The sequence below is a fragment of the Pseudomonas sp. GW822-FHT06D10 genome, from assembly GCF_058799535.1.
Genome location: NZ_JBXALN010000008.1, coordinates 1 through 15700, shown reverse-complemented (window position 1 = coordinate 15700; position 15700 = coordinate 1). Strand labels below are relative to the sequence as shown.

14 protein-coding genes are annotated in these 15700 nt (G+C 63.7%); 4 read left to right on the top strand and 10 right to left on the bottom strand.

Annotated elements, in window-relative coordinates:
- Nucleotides 1-114: 114 nt before the first annotated feature.
- On the top strand, nucleotides 115-1491 hold the full coding sequence (locus tag AC1RL5_RS24465) for a multicopper oxidase family protein (RefSeq protein WP_015636864.1): 1377 nt from the start codon (nucleotides 115-117) through the stop codon (nucleotides 1489-1491).
- Nucleotides 1491-1979 carry a tRNA adenosine(34) deaminase TadA gene (gene tadA / locus AC1RL5_RS24460; RefSeq protein WP_492589834.1) on the top strand — a complete coding sequence of 163 codons (489 nt, stop codon included), beginning with the start codon at nucleotides 1491-1493 and terminating at the stop codon, nucleotides 1977-1979. Before AC1RL5_RS24465 ends, tadA begins: the two co-directional genes overlap by 1 nt.
- A gap of 142 nt (nucleotides 1980-2121) precedes the next feature.
- Here tadA and cmoB read toward each other — a convergent pair whose 3' ends face one another.
- The 5 genes from cmoB to lon all read right to left on the bottom strand — a co-directional run bounded on the left by cmoB (nucleotide 2122) and on the right by lon (nucleotide 7597).
- Complete coding sequence (gene cmoB / locus AC1RL5_RS24455; RefSeq protein WP_072450862.1) at nucleotides 2122-3078, bottom strand: tRNA 5-methoxyuridine(34)/uridine 5-oxyacetic acid(34) synthase CmoB; 957 nt, start codon at nucleotides 3076-3078, stop codon at nucleotides 2122-2124.
- Nucleotides 3075-3818 carry a carboxy-S-adenosyl-L-methionine synthase CmoA gene (gene cmoA, locus AC1RL5_RS24450; protein WP_346633979.1) on the bottom strand — a complete coding sequence of 248 codons (744 nt, stop codon included), beginning with the start codon at nucleotides 3816-3818 and terminating at the stop codon, nucleotides 3075-3077. The genes cmoB and cmoA overlap by 4 nt, the downstream gene beginning before the upstream one ends.
- A gap of 168 nt (nucleotides 3819-3986) precedes the next feature.
- Nucleotides 3987-4622: a lysoplasmalogenase gene (locus AC1RL5_RS24445; RefSeq protein ID WP_011063178.1), complete on the bottom strand. Its 636-nt coding sequence runs from the start codon at nucleotides 4620-4622 to the stop codon at nucleotides 3987-3989.
- A gap of 1 nt (nucleotide 4623) precedes the next feature.
- Nucleotides 4624-5016, bottom strand: a complete 393-nt coding sequence (locus AC1RL5_RS24440) for a protease inhibitor I42 family protein (RefSeq protein WP_011063177.1) — start codon at nucleotides 5014-5016, stop codon at nucleotides 4624-4626.
- A 160-nt stretch (nucleotides 5017-5176) separates the two neighbouring features.
- A complete protein-coding gene (lon, locus tag AC1RL5_RS24435) occupies nucleotides 5177-7597 on the bottom strand; it encodes an endopeptidase La (RefSeq protein ID WP_011063176.1) in 2421 nt (806 codons plus the stop codon).
- Between the two features lie 458 nt (nucleotides 7598-8055).
- On the opposite strand from lon, the gene AC1RL5_RS24430 reads away from it, so the two are divergent.
- Entirely contained in the window at nucleotides 8056-10398 is a 2343-nt protein-coding gene (locus AC1RL5_RS24430; RefSeq protein WP_072450861.1) for a putative bifunctional diguanylate cyclase/phosphodiesterase, read from the top strand.
- Nucleotides 10399-10434: 36 nt separating this feature from the next.
- Here AC1RL5_RS24430 and AC1RL5_RS24425 read toward each other — a convergent pair whose 3' ends face one another.
- Nucleotides 10435-10866 (bottom strand): hypothetical protein, encoded by a 432-nt coding sequence (locus tag AC1RL5_RS24425; protein ID WP_072450860.1) that lies wholly within the window; start codon nucleotides 10864-10866, stop codon nucleotides 10435-10437.
- Between the two features lie 202 nt (nucleotides 10867-11068).
- A complete protein-coding gene (locus AC1RL5_RS24420) occupies nucleotides 11069-11686 on the bottom strand; it encodes a LuxR C-terminal-related transcriptional regulator (RefSeq protein WP_072450859.1) in 618 nt (205 codons plus the stop codon).
- A gap of 145 nt (nucleotides 11687-11831) precedes the next feature.
- Here AC1RL5_RS24420 and AC1RL5_RS24415 point away from each other — a divergent pair, with 145 nt between their 5' ends.
- A complete protein-coding gene (locus AC1RL5_RS24415; protein WP_053153562.1) occupies nucleotides 11832-13490 on the top strand; it encodes an ATP-binding response regulator in 1659 nt (552 codons plus the stop codon).
- Here AC1RL5_RS24415 and AC1RL5_RS24410 read toward each other — a convergent pair.
- From AC1RL5_RS24410 to AC1RL5_RS24400, 3 genes are all read right to left on the bottom strand, one after another.
- Nucleotides 13468-14115: a carboxypeptidase-like regulatory domain-containing protein gene (locus tag AC1RL5_RS24410; RefSeq protein ID WP_072450858.1), complete on the bottom strand. Its 648-nt coding sequence runs from the start codon at nucleotides 14113-14115 to the stop codon at nucleotides 13468-13470. The two genes, AC1RL5_RS24415 and AC1RL5_RS24410, sit on opposite strands and share 23 nt — an antisense overlap.
- A 105-nt stretch (nucleotides 14116-14220) precedes the next feature.
- On the bottom strand, nucleotides 14221-14514 hold the full coding sequence (locus AC1RL5_RS24405; protein WP_015636856.1) for a hypothetical protein: 294 nt from the start codon (nucleotides 14512-14514) through the stop codon (nucleotides 14221-14223).
- 229 nt (nucleotides 14515-14743) lie between these two features.
- Complete coding sequence (locus AC1RL5_RS24400) at nucleotides 14744-15064, bottom strand: hypothetical protein (protein WP_103407152.1); 321 nt, start codon at nucleotides 15062-15064, stop codon at nucleotides 14744-14746.
- Between the last annotated feature and the right edge of the window lie 636 nt (nucleotides 15065-15700).

Sequence of the window (15700 nt, the reverse complement as noted above, 5' to 3'; positions counted from 1 at the left end):
CGTCTCGCCTGCGTCCCGTCGCCGCGCCGGCCTTACTGTTTCTCAACTGCGGGTGTATCGTATTCGCCTTTTGCGGGCCTGGGCCCGCGGCTGATACGTGAGGTAGTTGAGTCCATGTCCTTTACCCGTCGACAAATACTCGGTGGTCTGGCCGGTCTGGTAGTGGTGGGCGTGGGGGCGGGCGGCGCATCGCGTTATTGGCTGGGAAAGATGGCTGACGCCGAGGCGGGGCACGATTACGAGCTGATCGCCGCGCCACTGGACGTGGAGCTGGTGCCTGGGCACAAGACCGAGGCCTGGGCCTTCGGCCCTTCGGCGCCGGGTACCGAACTGCGGGTGCGGCAGGGCGAATGGCTGCGGGTACGCTTCATCAACCACCTGCCGGTGGCCACCACCATCCACTGGCACGGCATCCGCCTGCCCCTGGAAATGGACGGCGTGCCTTACGTCTCGCAACTGCCGGTGCTGCCCGGCGAATACTTCGATTACAAGTTCCGCGTACCGGATGCCGGCAGCTACTGGTATCACCCCCATGTGAACAGCAGTGAAGAACTGGGTCGCGGCCTGGTGGGCCCGCTGATCATCGAAGAACGCGAACCCACCGGCTTCAAGTACGAGCGCACCCTGAGCCTGAAAAGCTGGCACGTGGATGAAGAGGGCGCGTTCATGCCCTTCAGCATCCCTCGGGAGGCGGCGCGCGGTGGTACGGCCGGGCGCCTGTCCACCATCAACGGTGTGTCCCAGGCGGTGATCGACCTGCCGGCCGGGCAGATCACCCGGGTGCGACTGCTGAACCTGGACAACACCCTGACCTACCGCATCAACATCCCGGATGTCGAAGCGCAGATCTACGCCCTGGACGGCAATCCCATCGAGCCGCGCCCCTTGGGCAAGGAATACTGGCTGGGCCCGGGCATGCGCATCTGCCTGGCGATCAAGGCGCCGGCGGCCGGTGTGGAGTTGTCCCTGCGCAACGGACCGGTGCGCCTGGGCACTTTGCGCTCGGTGGCCAACAACGACGCGCCCACCCAGTGGCCCGCCGCCTTGCCGGCCAACCCCGTGGCCGAGCCGGATCTCGACAACGCCGAGAAGCTCAACTTCAATTTCGAATGGGTTGGCTCGGTCTCGGTGAACGTGGACAATGGCAAGCCGCCAAGCCTGTGGCAGATCAATGGCCAGGCCTGGGACATCACCGACAAGACCTGCGCCGACCGCCCGATTGCCACCCTGAAAAAGGGCAAGAGCTACATTTTCGAATTGAAGAACATGACCCAGTACCAGCACCCGATCCACTTGCACGGCATGAGCTTCAAGGTCATCGCCTCGAACCGCAAGAAGATCACCCCCTACTTCACCGACACCTACCTGCTGGGCAAGAACGAGCGTGCCCGGGTCGCCCTGGTGGCGGATAACCCGGGGGTCTGGATGTTCCACTGCCACGTGATCGACCACATGGAAACCGGCCTTATGGCCGCCATCGAGGTGGTGTGATGCGCCAGATACGCCCGGCGCCGATCATCGACCGCAGCCGCGACCAGGACTTCATGCGTGAAGCCCTTGCCCTGGCGGCCCAAGGCGCCGCCCTGGGGGAAGTGCCGGTGGGTGCGGTGCTGGTACTGGATGGCGAGATCATCGGCCGTGGCTACAACTGCCCCATCAGCGGCAGCGATCCCAGCGCCCACGCCGAGATGGTGGCGATCCGCGAAGCGGCCCAGGCGGTGAGCAACTATCGCCTGCCCGGCAGCACCCTGTACGTGACCCTTGAACCTTGCAGCATGTGCGCCGGGCTGATCGTCCATTCGCGCATTGCCCGGGTGGTGTACGGCGCACTGGAACCCAAGGCCGGCATTGTGCAGAGCCAGGGGCAGTTCTTCACCCAAGGGTTTCTCAACCATCGGGTGCTGTACGAGGGCGGGGTGCTGGCCGAGGAGTGCAGCACGGTGCTGAGCGAATTCTTCAAGGCGCGTCGAGCGCGCTGATCGCAAACCGGTTCGCGGCCTACACAAAACCGTAGGAGCCGGCTTGCCGGCGAAGAGGCTCTTGAACCTTGCGCCGCTCTGGCGGGCGCCTTCGCTGGCAAGCGGAACGCCGCCCGGCCAGCTCCTGCGGGGGAAGGCGGGGTTATTTCTTGGCGACTATCACCGCACGCATCGGCGCCGGCAGGCCTTCGATGGTCTTGCTGTGGTCGGTGGGGTCCAGGAAGTCGCTCAGGGACTGATACTTCATCCACTCGGTCCCGCGCTGCTCCTCGACGCTGGTCACGCTGACATCCACGCACCGCACGTCGCTGAACCCGGCGCGCCGCAGCCACAGTTCCAGGGCCGGTACAGACGGCAGGAACCACACGTTGCGCATCTGCGCGTAGCGGTCTTCCGGCACCAGCACCTGGTGCTGATCGCCTTCCACCACCAGGGTTTCCAACACCAGTTCACCGCCCTTGACCAGGCAGTCCTTGAGCGCCAGCAGGTGCTCGATGGGCGAACGGCGGTGGTAGAACACCCCCATGGAAAATACGGTGTCGAAGCCTTCCAGATTGGCCGGCAGGTCTTCGAAGGGGAACGGCAGGTGCCACACCGAAGGCTCCGACAAGTAACGCTGCACCGCCTGGAACTGGCAGAAGAACAGCCAGTTGGGGTCGACGCCGATCACGCTGTGGGCGCCGGCGCCAAGCATGCGCCACATGTAGTAGCCATTGCCGCAGCCGACATCGAGGATGCGCTTGCCCTCAAGGTCCAGGTGCGGAGCGACCCGCGACCACTTCCAGTCCGAACGCCATTCGGTGTCCACGTGCACGCCGAACAGGTCGAACGGGCCCTTGCGCCACGGCGACAGGCCCATCAGTGCTGTGCGCATCTGCGCCCGAGTGGCGTCGTCGCAGTCGGTGTCCAGGCGCAGGCCATTGATCAGGTCGATTTCGCTGGGCTGGATCTTCGGCAATGCATCCAGGGCGCTTTGCCAGCGCTCCAGGTCGCCATGGCCTTTTTCCATCTTGGCGTCGAGCTGGGCTTGCAGCCCATTGGCCCAGGTGGCCAGGGGCGTACCCGCCAGACGGCGAGCGAGGGGGGACAGATCAATCATGGCAGGGCAATCAACGAGGCAAAGTTAAGGCATTGGAACCACGGCACGACTTTCGAGAACCCGGCAGCCAGCAGGCGTTCGCGGTGTTCTTCGAGACTGTCGGGCTTCATGACGTTTTCGATGGCGCTGCGCTTCTGGGCAATTTCCAGTTCGCTGTAGCCGTTGGCGCGTTTGAAGGCGATGTGCAGGTCGGTGAGCAGCGCATGTTCCTCGGTGTCGTTGAAGCGCAGCTTCTCCGAGAGGATCAGCGCGCCGCCGGGCAGCAGCGACTGGCGGATGCGCCCGAGCAGGGCCAGGCGCTGCTCGGGGGCGATGAACTGCAGGGTGAAGTTCAAGGCCACCACCGAGGCCGGCTGGAACTCCAGGGCCAGGATATCGCCTTCGATCACCTGCACCGGCAGCAGCTCCTGGAACATCGAGTCCTGGCCGTTGAGGTATTCCCGGCAGCGCTCGACCATGGCCGCCGAATTGTCCACGGCGATGACCCGGCAACCGTCGGTGCGCACATGGCGGCGCAAGGCCTGGGTCACCGCGCCCAGGGATGAGCCCAGGTCGTAGAGCACGCTGTTGGGCTGGGCGAACTGCGCCGCCAGCACCCCGAGGTTCTCGACAATGGTCGGGTAACCCGGCACCGAGCGCTTGATCATGTCCGGGAACACCCGCACCACATCCTCGTTGAAGGCGAAGTCGGGCACCTGGGCCAGTGGCTGGGCGAAAAGGCGGTCGGGTTCTTTGCTCACGGCGGTTCCGGCGATGGAGATAAAAAGAGGGCGGCATTGTAGCCGCTGCCGCAGGCTGCGATAAGGCCCGCAGGGCCTTCAGGGGCGCAGGGCGACGCAAGGTGTGGTCCTTTCGCCGGCAAGCCGGCTCCTACGGAGAGTAGGGACCGGCCTGCCGGCGCAGGCGGCTCAGCGCGGCTTCTGGCTAAACGCCGAAGCGGCAATGCCCCACTGGCCCAGCCAGTAGAAAATGATGATCAGGTAGGGCGCGGCGTCGAAGGCCAGCACGAAGCGGCTGATGCCGATCAGGCTGTCGGAGAAGGCAAAGCTCAGGGCGCCCAGCGCTGCCAGTACCGCGGACCGCGTGGGCACCGCTGAGCCGAGGCGTGCCAGGGCGCGCCAGAGCATGGCGCTGATGGTCAGGGCGTAGACGATCACCGGCACCAGCAACGGCCCCAGGCCGTGGGAGATCAGGATGCTCAACAGCACCGCGCCAATGGCCAGTGCCACCAGCAAGGGCAGCAGCGCCGGGCGCCGGCAGTCACTGAGGTAGGCCTTGAGGTAGGCCAGGTGCGCCACCAGGAAGGCTCCGAGACCGAACACGAACAGGTCCGTGGGCCAGGCCAGCAGGACATCCCCCAGCACCGAGAACAGCAGGCCGATGATGATCCAGCGCCGGTAGTCCCCGGGCGGTGCATCGTGCAGCCAGCCCAACAGGGCCAGCACCGGCAGTGGCTTGACCAGCAGGCAGAGCAGGGTGGCATGCACGCTGACGCCGTAGAGGAAGGTGGCGGCGCCCATCAGCGCCAGTATCAGCCAGCCCATGTCAGTTCACCGTGATCGAGCAGTCGAAGGCCTTCACCGGGGCCTCTTCCGGTGCCCAGGGTTGCTGGTAGGTCAGCAGCAGCCGGCCCTGGCCGCTGGCGAAGGCCTGGAAACGCCAGGTCGACTGCCCGCCACTGCCCACCAGGCCGGTGTCTTCGGGGTTGCTGTAGACCTCGGGGCTGACCTTGCGCAGGATGCCGCCGGCCGAATCCTGGATCGCCCAGCGATAACCGGTGGTGGGGTTGCTTGGCAGGGTGAGGATCAGGTTCTGCCCATTGTGCAGTTGCAGCGGGCATTCACTCTGGTTTTCAACGGTGACGTTCTGCTTGGGCTGGCTGGCGCAAGCGGTCAGCAGGGCGAGGCTGAGCAGGGCAAGAAGGCGGGGTGTGGGCATGGGTCAGGAAGCTCCGATCATTCATGACGAACGGCGAGCATAACTGAAGATGATGGGCGGTGTGGGGAGGGGAATAAAGGTTGGCGGTTATGGCCTGTTCGCCGGCAAGCCGGCTCCTGCGAGGGGGGCCCTGCAGGAGCCGGCTTGCCGGCGAAAGGGGTTAGAACAACACTTTGGCCACGTCGGCAAAACGCTTGGCAAAATGCACGGTGATGCCTTCCTTGAGGTAGTCCGGCAGTTCTTCGAAATGCCCGCGGTTGGGCTCCGGCAAGATCAGCTCGTGGATCTTCTGGCGCCGCGCGGCGATGACTTTCTCGCGCACCCCGCCAATCGGCAGCACGTGGCCGGTGAGGGTCAGCTCGCCGGTCATGGCCACGCCTTTCTTCGGCGGCTGGTTGCGCGCCAGGGACAGCAGGGCGCTGGCCATGGTCACCCCGGCACTGGGGCCGTCCTTGGGGGTGGCGCCTTCGGGAACGTGCAGGTGGACGAAGGCTTCGTCGAAGAACTTGCTGTCGCCGCCGAATTGCTTGAGGTGCGAGCTGACGTAGCTGTAGGCGATCTCCGCCGATTCCTTCATCACATCCCCCAGTTGCCCGGTGAGCTTGAAGCCGCGGTTGTGGGTGTGAATGCGCGTGGCCTCGATAGGCAGGGTGGCGCCGCCCATGCTGGTCCAGGCCAGGCCGGTGATGACCCCGGTGCCGCTCAGGACCTGCTCGTTACGGAACACCGGCATGCCCAGGGAAGCCTCCAGGTCCTTGGGCGCGATCTTGATCGTGGCGTCCGGCTCGTCCAGCAGCTTGACCACGGCCTTGCGTACCAGCTTGCCCAGTTGTTTCTCCAGCTGGCGCACCCCGGCTTCCCGGGCGTAGCCATCGATCACCGTGCGCAGGGCGCTGTCGCTGATGCTCAGGCTGGTCTTGGCGACACCGGCCTTTTCCAGCTGCTTGGGCCACAGGTGGCGTTTGGCGATGGCCAGTTTTTCTTCGGTGATGTAGCCGGACAGGCGAATCACTTCCATACGGTCCAGCAGCGGGCCGGGAATCGAATCCAGGGTGTTGGCAGTGCACACGAACAGGACCTTGGACAGGTCCATGCGCAGGTCCAGGTAATGATCGAGGAAGTCGACGTTCTGCTCCGGGTCCAGGGTCTCCAGGAGGGCCGAGGCCGGGTCGCCCTGGTAGCTCTGGCCCATCTTGTCGATCTCGTCGAGCATGATCACCGGGTTCATCACCTCCACTTCCTTGAGGGCCTGCACCAGCTTGCCCGGCTGGGCGCCGATGTAGGTGCGGCGGTGGCCCTTGATCTCGGCTTCATCACGCATGCCGCCGACGCTGAAGCGGTAGAACGGCCGCCCCAGGGATTCGGCGATGGATTTGCCGACGCTGGTCTTGCCGACACCGGGTGGGCCTACCAGCAGCACGATGGAGCCGCTGATCTCGCCCTTGTAGGCGCCCACCGCGAGGAATTCGAGGATCCGGTTCTTGATGTCGTCGAGCCCGGCGTGGTGCTTGTCCAGCACCTTGCGCGCGTGCTTGAGGTCGAGCTTGTCGTCGCCGAAGACGCCCCAGGGCACGGCCGTGGCCCATTCCAGGTAGTTGCGGGTAACCGCATATTCCGGCGAACCGGTCTCCAGGATCGACAGCTTGTTCATTTCCTCATCGATGCGTTTCTGCGCCTGGGGCGGCAGCACTTTGCCAGTCAGGCGCTGTTCGAACTGCTCCAGGTCGGCGCTGCGGTCATCCTTGGTCAACCCCAGCTCCTGCTGGATCACCTTGAGCTGCTCCTTGAGGAAGAACTCGCGCTGGTGCTCGCCGATCTTGCGGTTGACCTCGGCGGAAATCTCTTTCTGCAGGCGCGCCACTTCGACTTCCTTGCGCAGCATCGGCAGGACTTTTTCCATGCGCTTGAGCATGGGCACGCAGTCCAGCACTTCCTGCAGTTCGTTGCCGGTGGCGGAGGTCAGGGCGGCGGCGAAGTCGGTCAGGGGCGACGGGTCGTTGGGGCTGAAGCGGTTGAGGTAGTTCTTCAGCTCTTCGCTGTACAGCGGGTTGAGCGGCAGCAGCTCCTTGATCGCATTGATCAGCGCCATGCCGTAGGCCTTGACCTCGTCGGTGGGCTCGCTGGGCTGATGGGGGTACTCGACCTCCACCAGGTAGGGCGGACGATGGTGCTTGAGCCAGGTGCGGATGCGCACCCGGGTCAGGCCCTGGGCAACGAACTGCAGCTTGCCGTTTTCACGGCTGGCGTGATGGACCTTGACCAGGGTGCCGTACTCCGGCAGCGCGGAGGTATCGAAGTGTCGCGGGTCCTCCTGCGGGGTGTCCATGAAAAACAGGGCAAGGGAGTGATGCTCGGATTTGCTCACCAGTTCCAGGGTTTCGGCCCAGGGCTCTTCATTGACGATGACCGGCAATACTTGCGCAGGAAAGAAGGGACGATTGTGAATCGGGATGATGTAGACCTTGTCCGGCAGATTCTGTCCGGGCAGGGCCAGGCCGGTGCCATGGGCAGCCTGGTGTTCGGTGTTTTCCGGATCGACGTAGTCACGTGGATCTTCGGGAAATTCTTGCTGGTCGCTCATGGAGGCTCCTGCGCGATGGACTATGCAGCTTAGATGGGGCAGGTCGCCGCGGGTTTCAATGGGGGACTGGTTTCAGCGTTTTTCCGAAGCGGTGGGAAATGCCGCTGCATCGCCCCTTGCCCTGGCAGAGAAGCGTTGCATAGCCGCGGTCTAGGCTGTTCTTGCTGCATGCCTGGGGGTTTTTGCGAAGGGATTCAAGCTCACTTGAAGGGGCTGCTTGACATGGGTTGTCAATAAAATGACTGCGATGTCACCTGTTTTATTGCGTGATCTTGTGTAGTTTGAGGATTAATCTGATTGCCCGGAGTGCCGGAATGAAGCTGGCATTTATTTGACGCGCGCATTCAGCTTCTCAGAGGGATGGGTATGAAGAAGGGATTTTTCAGCTTCCGGCAGGGGTTATCCGCGTCGGCCTTTTCAAGGCCCGCCGGGGACTTGGAGCGACTGAGAGCAGCCTTATGAAGTGGCGCCGAACCTTTCAGGCAAGGATTGTCGGGGTGCTGGCGCTATTGCTGTTGGTATTGATTGCCGCGGTGTATTTCGCGGTCAAGACCGCCACCACCCAAGCGGTGGAGCGCCAGGCGCAATTGCAACTGAAGATCGGCACCCGGGTATTCGAACGGCTGCTGGACTTGCGCGGTCGCAACCTGCAGTACGGTGTCGACTGGCTGGTGGTGGATTCCGAGTTTCGCCGGGCGGTGCTCAGCGGCAAGCCGGTGGATATCCTTGCCGCCCTGGCCCAGCATAGCGGCGGCATCCGCTCCAGCGAGATGTTCGTGCTCAGCCCCGAGGGCCGGGTCATCGCCAGCACCCTGCCGGTGATCGCCCGGGACCAGCACTTTCCCTACGACCAGGCCCTGCGCCGGGCCATGCGGCACAACACCCACATGCTCTTCGTCGCAATCAAGGGCCGGCCCTATCTGCTGGTCCAGGGGGAAGTGCTGGAGTCGCTACCCATCGCCCGAGTAGTGATGGGCTTTCCCATGGATGAGCTGTTTGCCCAGGAACTGCGCTCCATGAGCAACCTGGAAGTGTCGTTTCTGACGGTCGATGGTCAGCATCCCGGCGAGCTGTTCAGCACCCAGCCGGAGTTCTTCTGGTCGCCCATCATCAATGTCCTGGCCGACTCCCTGTGGCAATCCCTGCCGCAGTTGAGCGAGACCCATGGCCAGCGTTTCCTCAACCAGGCCTTGCAACTGGCCAATACCGGGGATGCCGGCGATCCGCGGGTCATGGCCTTGCTGCAAAGTCCCCTGGAGCAGGCGTTGCAGGCCTTTGCCCCGCTGGACCGGGAGTTCATGTGGATCGCCATGGTGGCGCTGGTGGTCTCCCTGGTCTGCGCCCTGCTGATGGCGCGGCGGGTATCGCGGCCCCTGGAAGACCTGGCCCAGGCGGCAAGACGCATCGGTGCCGGTAACTATCAGGCCCCGGTAACCATCAAGCGCAGCGACGAGTTCGGGGTGCTGGCAGATGCCTTCAACGCCATGCAGAGCGCCATTGCCACCCGCGAACGGCAACTGGCCCACAACGCTCTGCATGATCCGCTGACCGGGCTGCCGAACCGGGCCCTGGCCATCGAACGCCTGACCAAAGCCATTGCCGCCCGGCGCAATGTGGTGCTGCTCTACCTGGGCATCGACAACTATCGGGCGATCAACGAAGGCTTTGGCACAGAAGGCCTGGACCAGATGATGGGCGAGCTCAGCCGGCGCCTGCGGGAAGTATTGTCCCAGGGCGATACGGCGGCCCGGATCACCGCCAGTGAATTCCTCCTGTTGCTGGAGGACACCGAACTGGACGGGGCCATGGCCATGGCTGACCGGCTGCATGACCTGCTCAGCCGGCCGCAACTGATCCAGGGCGATGAGGTGCGCCGGCAGATCTGCATGGGAATGGCGGTGTACCCCGCCGACGGCAAGTCCGCCGAGGAACTGATCAGCCGCGCCGCCATCGCCCGCCATGATGCTTCGCTCAAGCCCGGTTACTTGCAGGTCTACCAGCAGGACCGAGACCTGGCTCACCAGCGGCAGATCAGCTTGATCCGCGACCTGCGCCGGGCGGCCGCCGAAGGTGAGCTGTTCCTGTTGTACCAGCCCAAGCTCGATCTGCGCCGGGACTACCTGCACCAGGCCGAAGCCCTGCTGCGCTGGCAGCACCCGGTGTTCGGCGTGGTCTCGCCGGCGGAATTCATTCCCCTGGCCGAGCGCACCGGCAGCATGCACAGCCTCACCGCCTGGGTCATCGAAGCCTGTATCCGCCAGTTGGCGGAGTGGAACCGCCGGGCCCTGCCCGTACGCCTGTCACTGAACATATCGGCCAGCGACCTGGAGGACGACGGCCTGGAGGTACGGGTCAGCGATTACCTTGAGGGCTATCAGGTGGCAGCCGAACAGTTGGTGTTCGAGATCACCGAGAGCGCCATCATGCGCGACCCGGAGCAGGCCCTGGCCGTGCTGCAACGCTTGCGCGGCTGCGGCATCAGCCTGTCGGTGGACGATTTCGGTACCGGTTATTCATCCCTGGCGCAGTTGCAGCGCCTGCCGGTGCAGGAGCTGAAGATCGACCAGTCGTTCATCCGCAATCTGGATGAAACCAGCGGCGATGCGGTGATCGTGCGTTCCACCATTGAAATGAGCCACAAGCTGGGGCTCAAGGTGGTGGCCGAAGGCGTGGAATATGAGCATTGCCTGAAATTGCTGGAAAGCTGGGGCTGCGACACGGTGCAGGGCTATCTGATCAGCCGACCGTTGCCGACCGAGGCCTTTGAGCGCTGGCTGGTGAACTCCCGGGTGTCGAGCTGATAGCTGGATGGCCGAATGGCCATCCAGGGGGCGCGCTCAGGGGGCGGCGGACTCGGCCTTGGTCAACAGGCTTTGCAGCTCCGGCTCTATGCCTTCCTCACTGAGGTTGTCCATGATTTCCAGGATGCAGGGCGCATAGCGGGGCTCGATGGCCGCTTCCGACCAGTCCAGTTCATAGATCGCCATGACCCTCACGTCCAGGTAGGGCGAATCCACCAGCAGGCGTTTCAGCAGCTCGATGGCTGGCGGGCTGCGCAACTCTCCCAGGGACACCGCGCAGCGGTGCTGCCAGTACTCGGGGCGCGACAGCAGGGTTTCGCCGAGGCGTTGCCATTGCGACGGGGTAAAGGCGTGGAGGACTCCCTTGGCCACCTGCTCGGTGGTGTATTCGTTCCAGTTGGCGGCTTCCGAGTCACCGAACCAGTGGTGTAACCGTTCAAACAACTCATCACGTTTATCCGTGCTCATGATGTCTTTCTCCTGCGAGGGCGGTCGCGCCAGCACGCTGTTCCTGGCGTGCCGCCCAATGCCATGGCGTTTATACCGGCGTGCCAGAACCGATGCTGCCTCATTTGCGCAGGTCTTCCCAGCATTAACGGCGCGCGCTGACCAACAGTGTCTTGGCATTCTGGTGCAGGCCGCCCGATAGCGCGGCCCCGATTGTCCCGGTTTACCAGGTGCCGGCGAACTTCACCGCCGCCGCGGCGCGCGACGGCACCTTGAGGGTATGCAGCAGGGAAGACACGTGGATGCGCACGGTGAACGGCGAGATATCCAGCTCTCGGGCGATTTCCTTGTTGGTCTTGCCCTGGGCGATCAGGCGCAGGACTTCCTGTTGCCGGGTGGTCAGCTGGCTCACTTCGGCGCAGGCGTCCAGGGGCAGCAGCAGGCCGGAAGGCGCGTACTTGACCACCACTTCGCCTTCGCGGATGGCCTGTATCGCCTGGCCGATCTCGTCCGGGCTGATGCTCTTGCCGATGAAACCGTCGGCCCCGGCGGCCATGACTTCGGCGATCAGGTCCTGGTTGTCGACCATCGACACCACGATGATCGAGGTGCGCGGCAATTGCTGGCGCAGGCCGGCAATCATGCTGACCGAGGTCAGGCCGGGAAAGCGCAGGTCGAGAATCAGCGAGTCCGGCTCCTCGCCGCTCTCGGCCAGGGCCATTACCGCAGCCAGGTCGCCGGCCTCTTCGAGCACGGCATCGGGCAGCAAGCGCTGGATGGTGCGCAGCATGCCTTCGCGAAACAACGGGTGGTCGTCGGCGACGATAATCCGGCATGTCATGTTTGAAACTCCTTGAAACATCCAGTCCTGTGGGCATGCTAACTTGGCGCACGGTGTTGTAACTGCCCGCTGGTCGTGTCCTATGGGCCAGTTTGCCGAACGGCAAAAGACCACGGCAGCGCATATTGCACAAGGAGGTGATTGCATGAAAGTTGAGAAAGACAGTGAACTCGATCAGGCCACCCTGCGGATTATCGTCGCCGGATGCGCCCTGGTCTGGTTTGGCGTGATCGGCTTCCTGCCGGGGCAGGATGTGGATCCCTACGTGCCGGTGATGATCTACATTTCCCTGTTCATGCTGGGGTCGATCGTGCTGCGCATGGCCATTGCCCGTTGGCCCGGGCACTACCCGGCGCGGCGCATCCTGGGCATGGTCTATGACTACACCGGCACCTGTTACGGCTTGGTGGTAGGCGGCGAGGGGGCGCTGCCGATCTATGCGGTGATGGTCTGGGTCAACCTGGGCAATGGCATGCGTTTCGGCTCGCGCTACCTGGCCATCGCCACCGTGCTGGCGCTGTTCGCGCTGTTCATGGTCTACCTGCTGACCCCCTATTGGCAGGCCCAGCCCTACATGGTGCTGATGCTGATGATTACCAGCACGGTGATCCCGGTGTACGCTCACATCCTGCTCAAGCGCACCCGCCTGGCTTCGGAAGAGGCGATTGCCGCCAACCTGGAAAAATCCCGTTTCCTGGCCCAGGCCAGCCATGACCTGCGCCAGCCGATCCACTCCATCGGCCTGTTCACCGCCTGCCTGCGCGAAGCCAGCCTGGGGGTGGATGAGCGGCGCCTGGTGGACAACATCGATCGTTCGCTGCTCAACGTCTCGCAGTTGTTCCGCTCGATCCTCGACCTCTACACCCTGGACAACGGGCGGGTGCAGCCCAAGTACGAAACCGTCCACCTGGGCGAACTGCTGCGCGACCTGGTGCGCCAGAATTCCGAGGCGGCGCGCTGGGCGGGTGTCGAACTGCGGCTGCGGCCTTGCGCCCATTGGGTGCGGGTCGACCCGGGGCTGTTGGCGACCATGGTGCAGAACGTGCTGTCCAATTGCTTCAAGTACGCCGCGGAACGGCCGGTGCTGATTGGCGTACGCCGGCGTGGCCAAGGCCTGGCCATTGTCATCTATGACCAGGGCCGGGGGATTGCCGAGGAGCATCTGCCGAAGATCTTCGATGAGTTCTACCGGGTTCGCCAGGTACGGGACAAGGACGTCGAAGGCGTCGGCCTGGGCCTGTCCATCGTCAAGCGCCTGGGGCAGATGACTGACCTGCAGGTGACGATTCGTTCGCGGGTCGACCACGGCACCACGGTCAGCCTGCACGGCCTGTCACTGGCCGCGCCACAGCGTTTGCACGGTCGTGACGAGGCGTTGCAGAGCGGCTTGCTGACCGGGCTGCGGGTCTGTCTGGTGGAGGATGACCGTAACGTGCTGCTGGCCACTTCGGCGCTGCTGGAGCGCTGGGGCTGCGTGGTCCAGGCCGAATCGAGCGGGGAGAACCTACTGACCGATTGCGACATTATCGTCGCCGACTATGACCTGGGCACCCGGGCCTCGGGTATCGAATGCATCGACAGCATCCGCCAGCAGCGGGGCTGGGAAGTGCCGGCGCTGATTATCACCGGGCACGACATCGAGAAAATCCACGCCGCCCTGCACGACCGCAACATCGCCATCCTGTCCAAGCCGGTGCGGCCGGTGGAACTGCGCAGCACCTTGCGAGCCCTGCGCGAGGCACCGCTGGTGCCTGCCCACAGGGCTGCGGCGCCAGAGACGGTTACCAGGTCCGGCACGGGATAAGCAGGGGGTAGTTGGTCATGGTCAGCTTCTTGTTCTCGCCGCTGGCCAGTTCGACGAAGTCATCCAGCATGCCCGAGTACGAAGAGATCGAACTGCGCTCGGTGTAGTAGTGAGTGGTCACCGGCCCGTAGTTGGTGTTGCTCTGGCCGGTGCCCACGTACTCGTTCCAGCGGCTGGTGCCGTACACCATATCGTGGCCCTGGACGAAGTAGCGGCCCGGTTGCAGCCCCGTGAACTGGAAGATGCCGTTGCCGTCGGTGCGGGTCACCCGGTGCACGGCCAGGGCCTCGGGGACCATGCTCACCGGGGCGCCTTCGGGTTGGGACGCGCGCAACTTGTGCCAGGCCTGCAGGTGCGGGGTGGCCGGGTAGAGATAGATCTCGACGTCGCGGCTGTCTTCGATACCGTCATTGCCGACGATACAGAACTTGCCGGTGAGCGTTGCGGTGCCGGGTTGCAGCGCGGCGCGCGCGGCCTGGGTGTCGAAGGGCTCGTCGGGGTACTGCACGGTGGGAATCTTGACTGGCGGGTATTCGTCTAGGGTTCGCCCTTGGCGCGGCGCGCAGGCAATCAGGGTACAGGCGAGCAGGGCCAGGCCTGTCACCATGAAGAGACGGGGTTTCATCAACTCAGGACCTTTTCAGGAGGGAGCGGTGCTCGCCCGACGCTGTCCCGCTGCTACACCGGGGCAGCCCGTCGCGGCGAACCTGGTTGGCCAGGGGCTAGCGGTTTATTGTTTGCTGCACTCGGCCGGCAGCGCTACCGCTCCACCCATGGTGGCGAAGGCGACCATGCCGCCGCTGGGCAGTACGCAATTGTATTCGCCGGCACTGGTGCTGGCGGTGAAGTAGGTCTGGGACGCGTCGCTGCGTACGTTGGAAACCGTGGAAACCGGCTTGCCAAGGGTGATCTGGGCGCGGTTCTTGAGGTCGTCGTTGCTCGGTTTGGCGATGGCGCAACCGCCCAGGGCGAGTGCCAGGAGGCTGAGCAGGGCAACGGGGCGGAGGCTGGACTGGAGTTTCATGATGAATCTTCCTTGGTGTTGTTGTGTTTTCAACGGCGCAGCCGCTCCCGACACGGCAGGCTGGCAGCGGTGGGGAGATCAGATGGTTGCCCGGCACTATAGCCCTGGGTTGGGGGAGGGTCGATTAGCACAAATGGGCTAATGTCTCTTTGCAATTACGGGACTGCTGGGCAGGCGAGCACGGCCGCTTGAGAGGGCCGGCGAGGCGCTGCCGGTCCTGGAGCCGGGGTCAGGTCAGCAGTTGTTCCTGCAGGCGTCGGCCCAGTACGTCCAGCAGGTCGCAGCCATCGCGCAGGGGGATGACGCACAGCTGGGCGAAGTCCTGGAGCAGGGCCGGGTTGCTCTGCAGGTTGTCGTGGCTGGCGATGTTCTCCAGCAACTGGGTGGCCGCGCGGATGCGGTGCGCGGCGGCTTCGTGGAGAGCGTCCAGCGGGGCCTGGGTGTCCACCAGCAGGGCGGGGATGTTGTAGTCGTTGCTGGTGAGGGGCATGTATTGCTCCACGTTTTTATCCACTGTGTTGGTGGGTGGATCAGGTGTGATTTTCTTCATTGGTCTGCTTCCTAACGTATGAGTCGGAGTCGCCAAAAATCACTTCCACGTAATTAGGTGGCGGCTGTACGCAGGTGTGGAAGACCGGGACGTTAGGCACCCGGCGCACTCAAGAGTGCCCCGCGCACAGCCACCATGAAGTGCAGGCTACAAACATGCCTGACCGTTGCTGGTGCTTTGCGCGCCTAACGATATAGGGGCTTCCACACCCCTGTCACTGAATTTGCAATGACTCTCAGACCTTAATGGCATCGCCTTGGAGGGACAAGGTGATGCAATCGGACGCGAGTTGTAGGAATTTTCGGTGACCGCGATTTGAGGGGCAGGGTATGCCGAGGGCTCCCACCGATCAGTCGCCACATGAGCATTCGCAACTTTCCTTCCAGCACCCTCAGCACCCGGATGGCGGTGAGATAAAGGAGGTCATGGAACGGGCTGATCGGTCGGTATTTCAGACATTTCCTACAAACGTGACGAGTTGCAACTTGCTACGTTACTGCGTGTCCGCAGCGTGGCCTCGGCCCCGCAGCGCTTCGGTTAATGGACTTAGCCGCAACATGTCAAGGAGCGACTCATGTTCAACCCTGCCGATCAAACCCACTTCAGCCTGGACATCCAAGGCATCCAGCACGACTT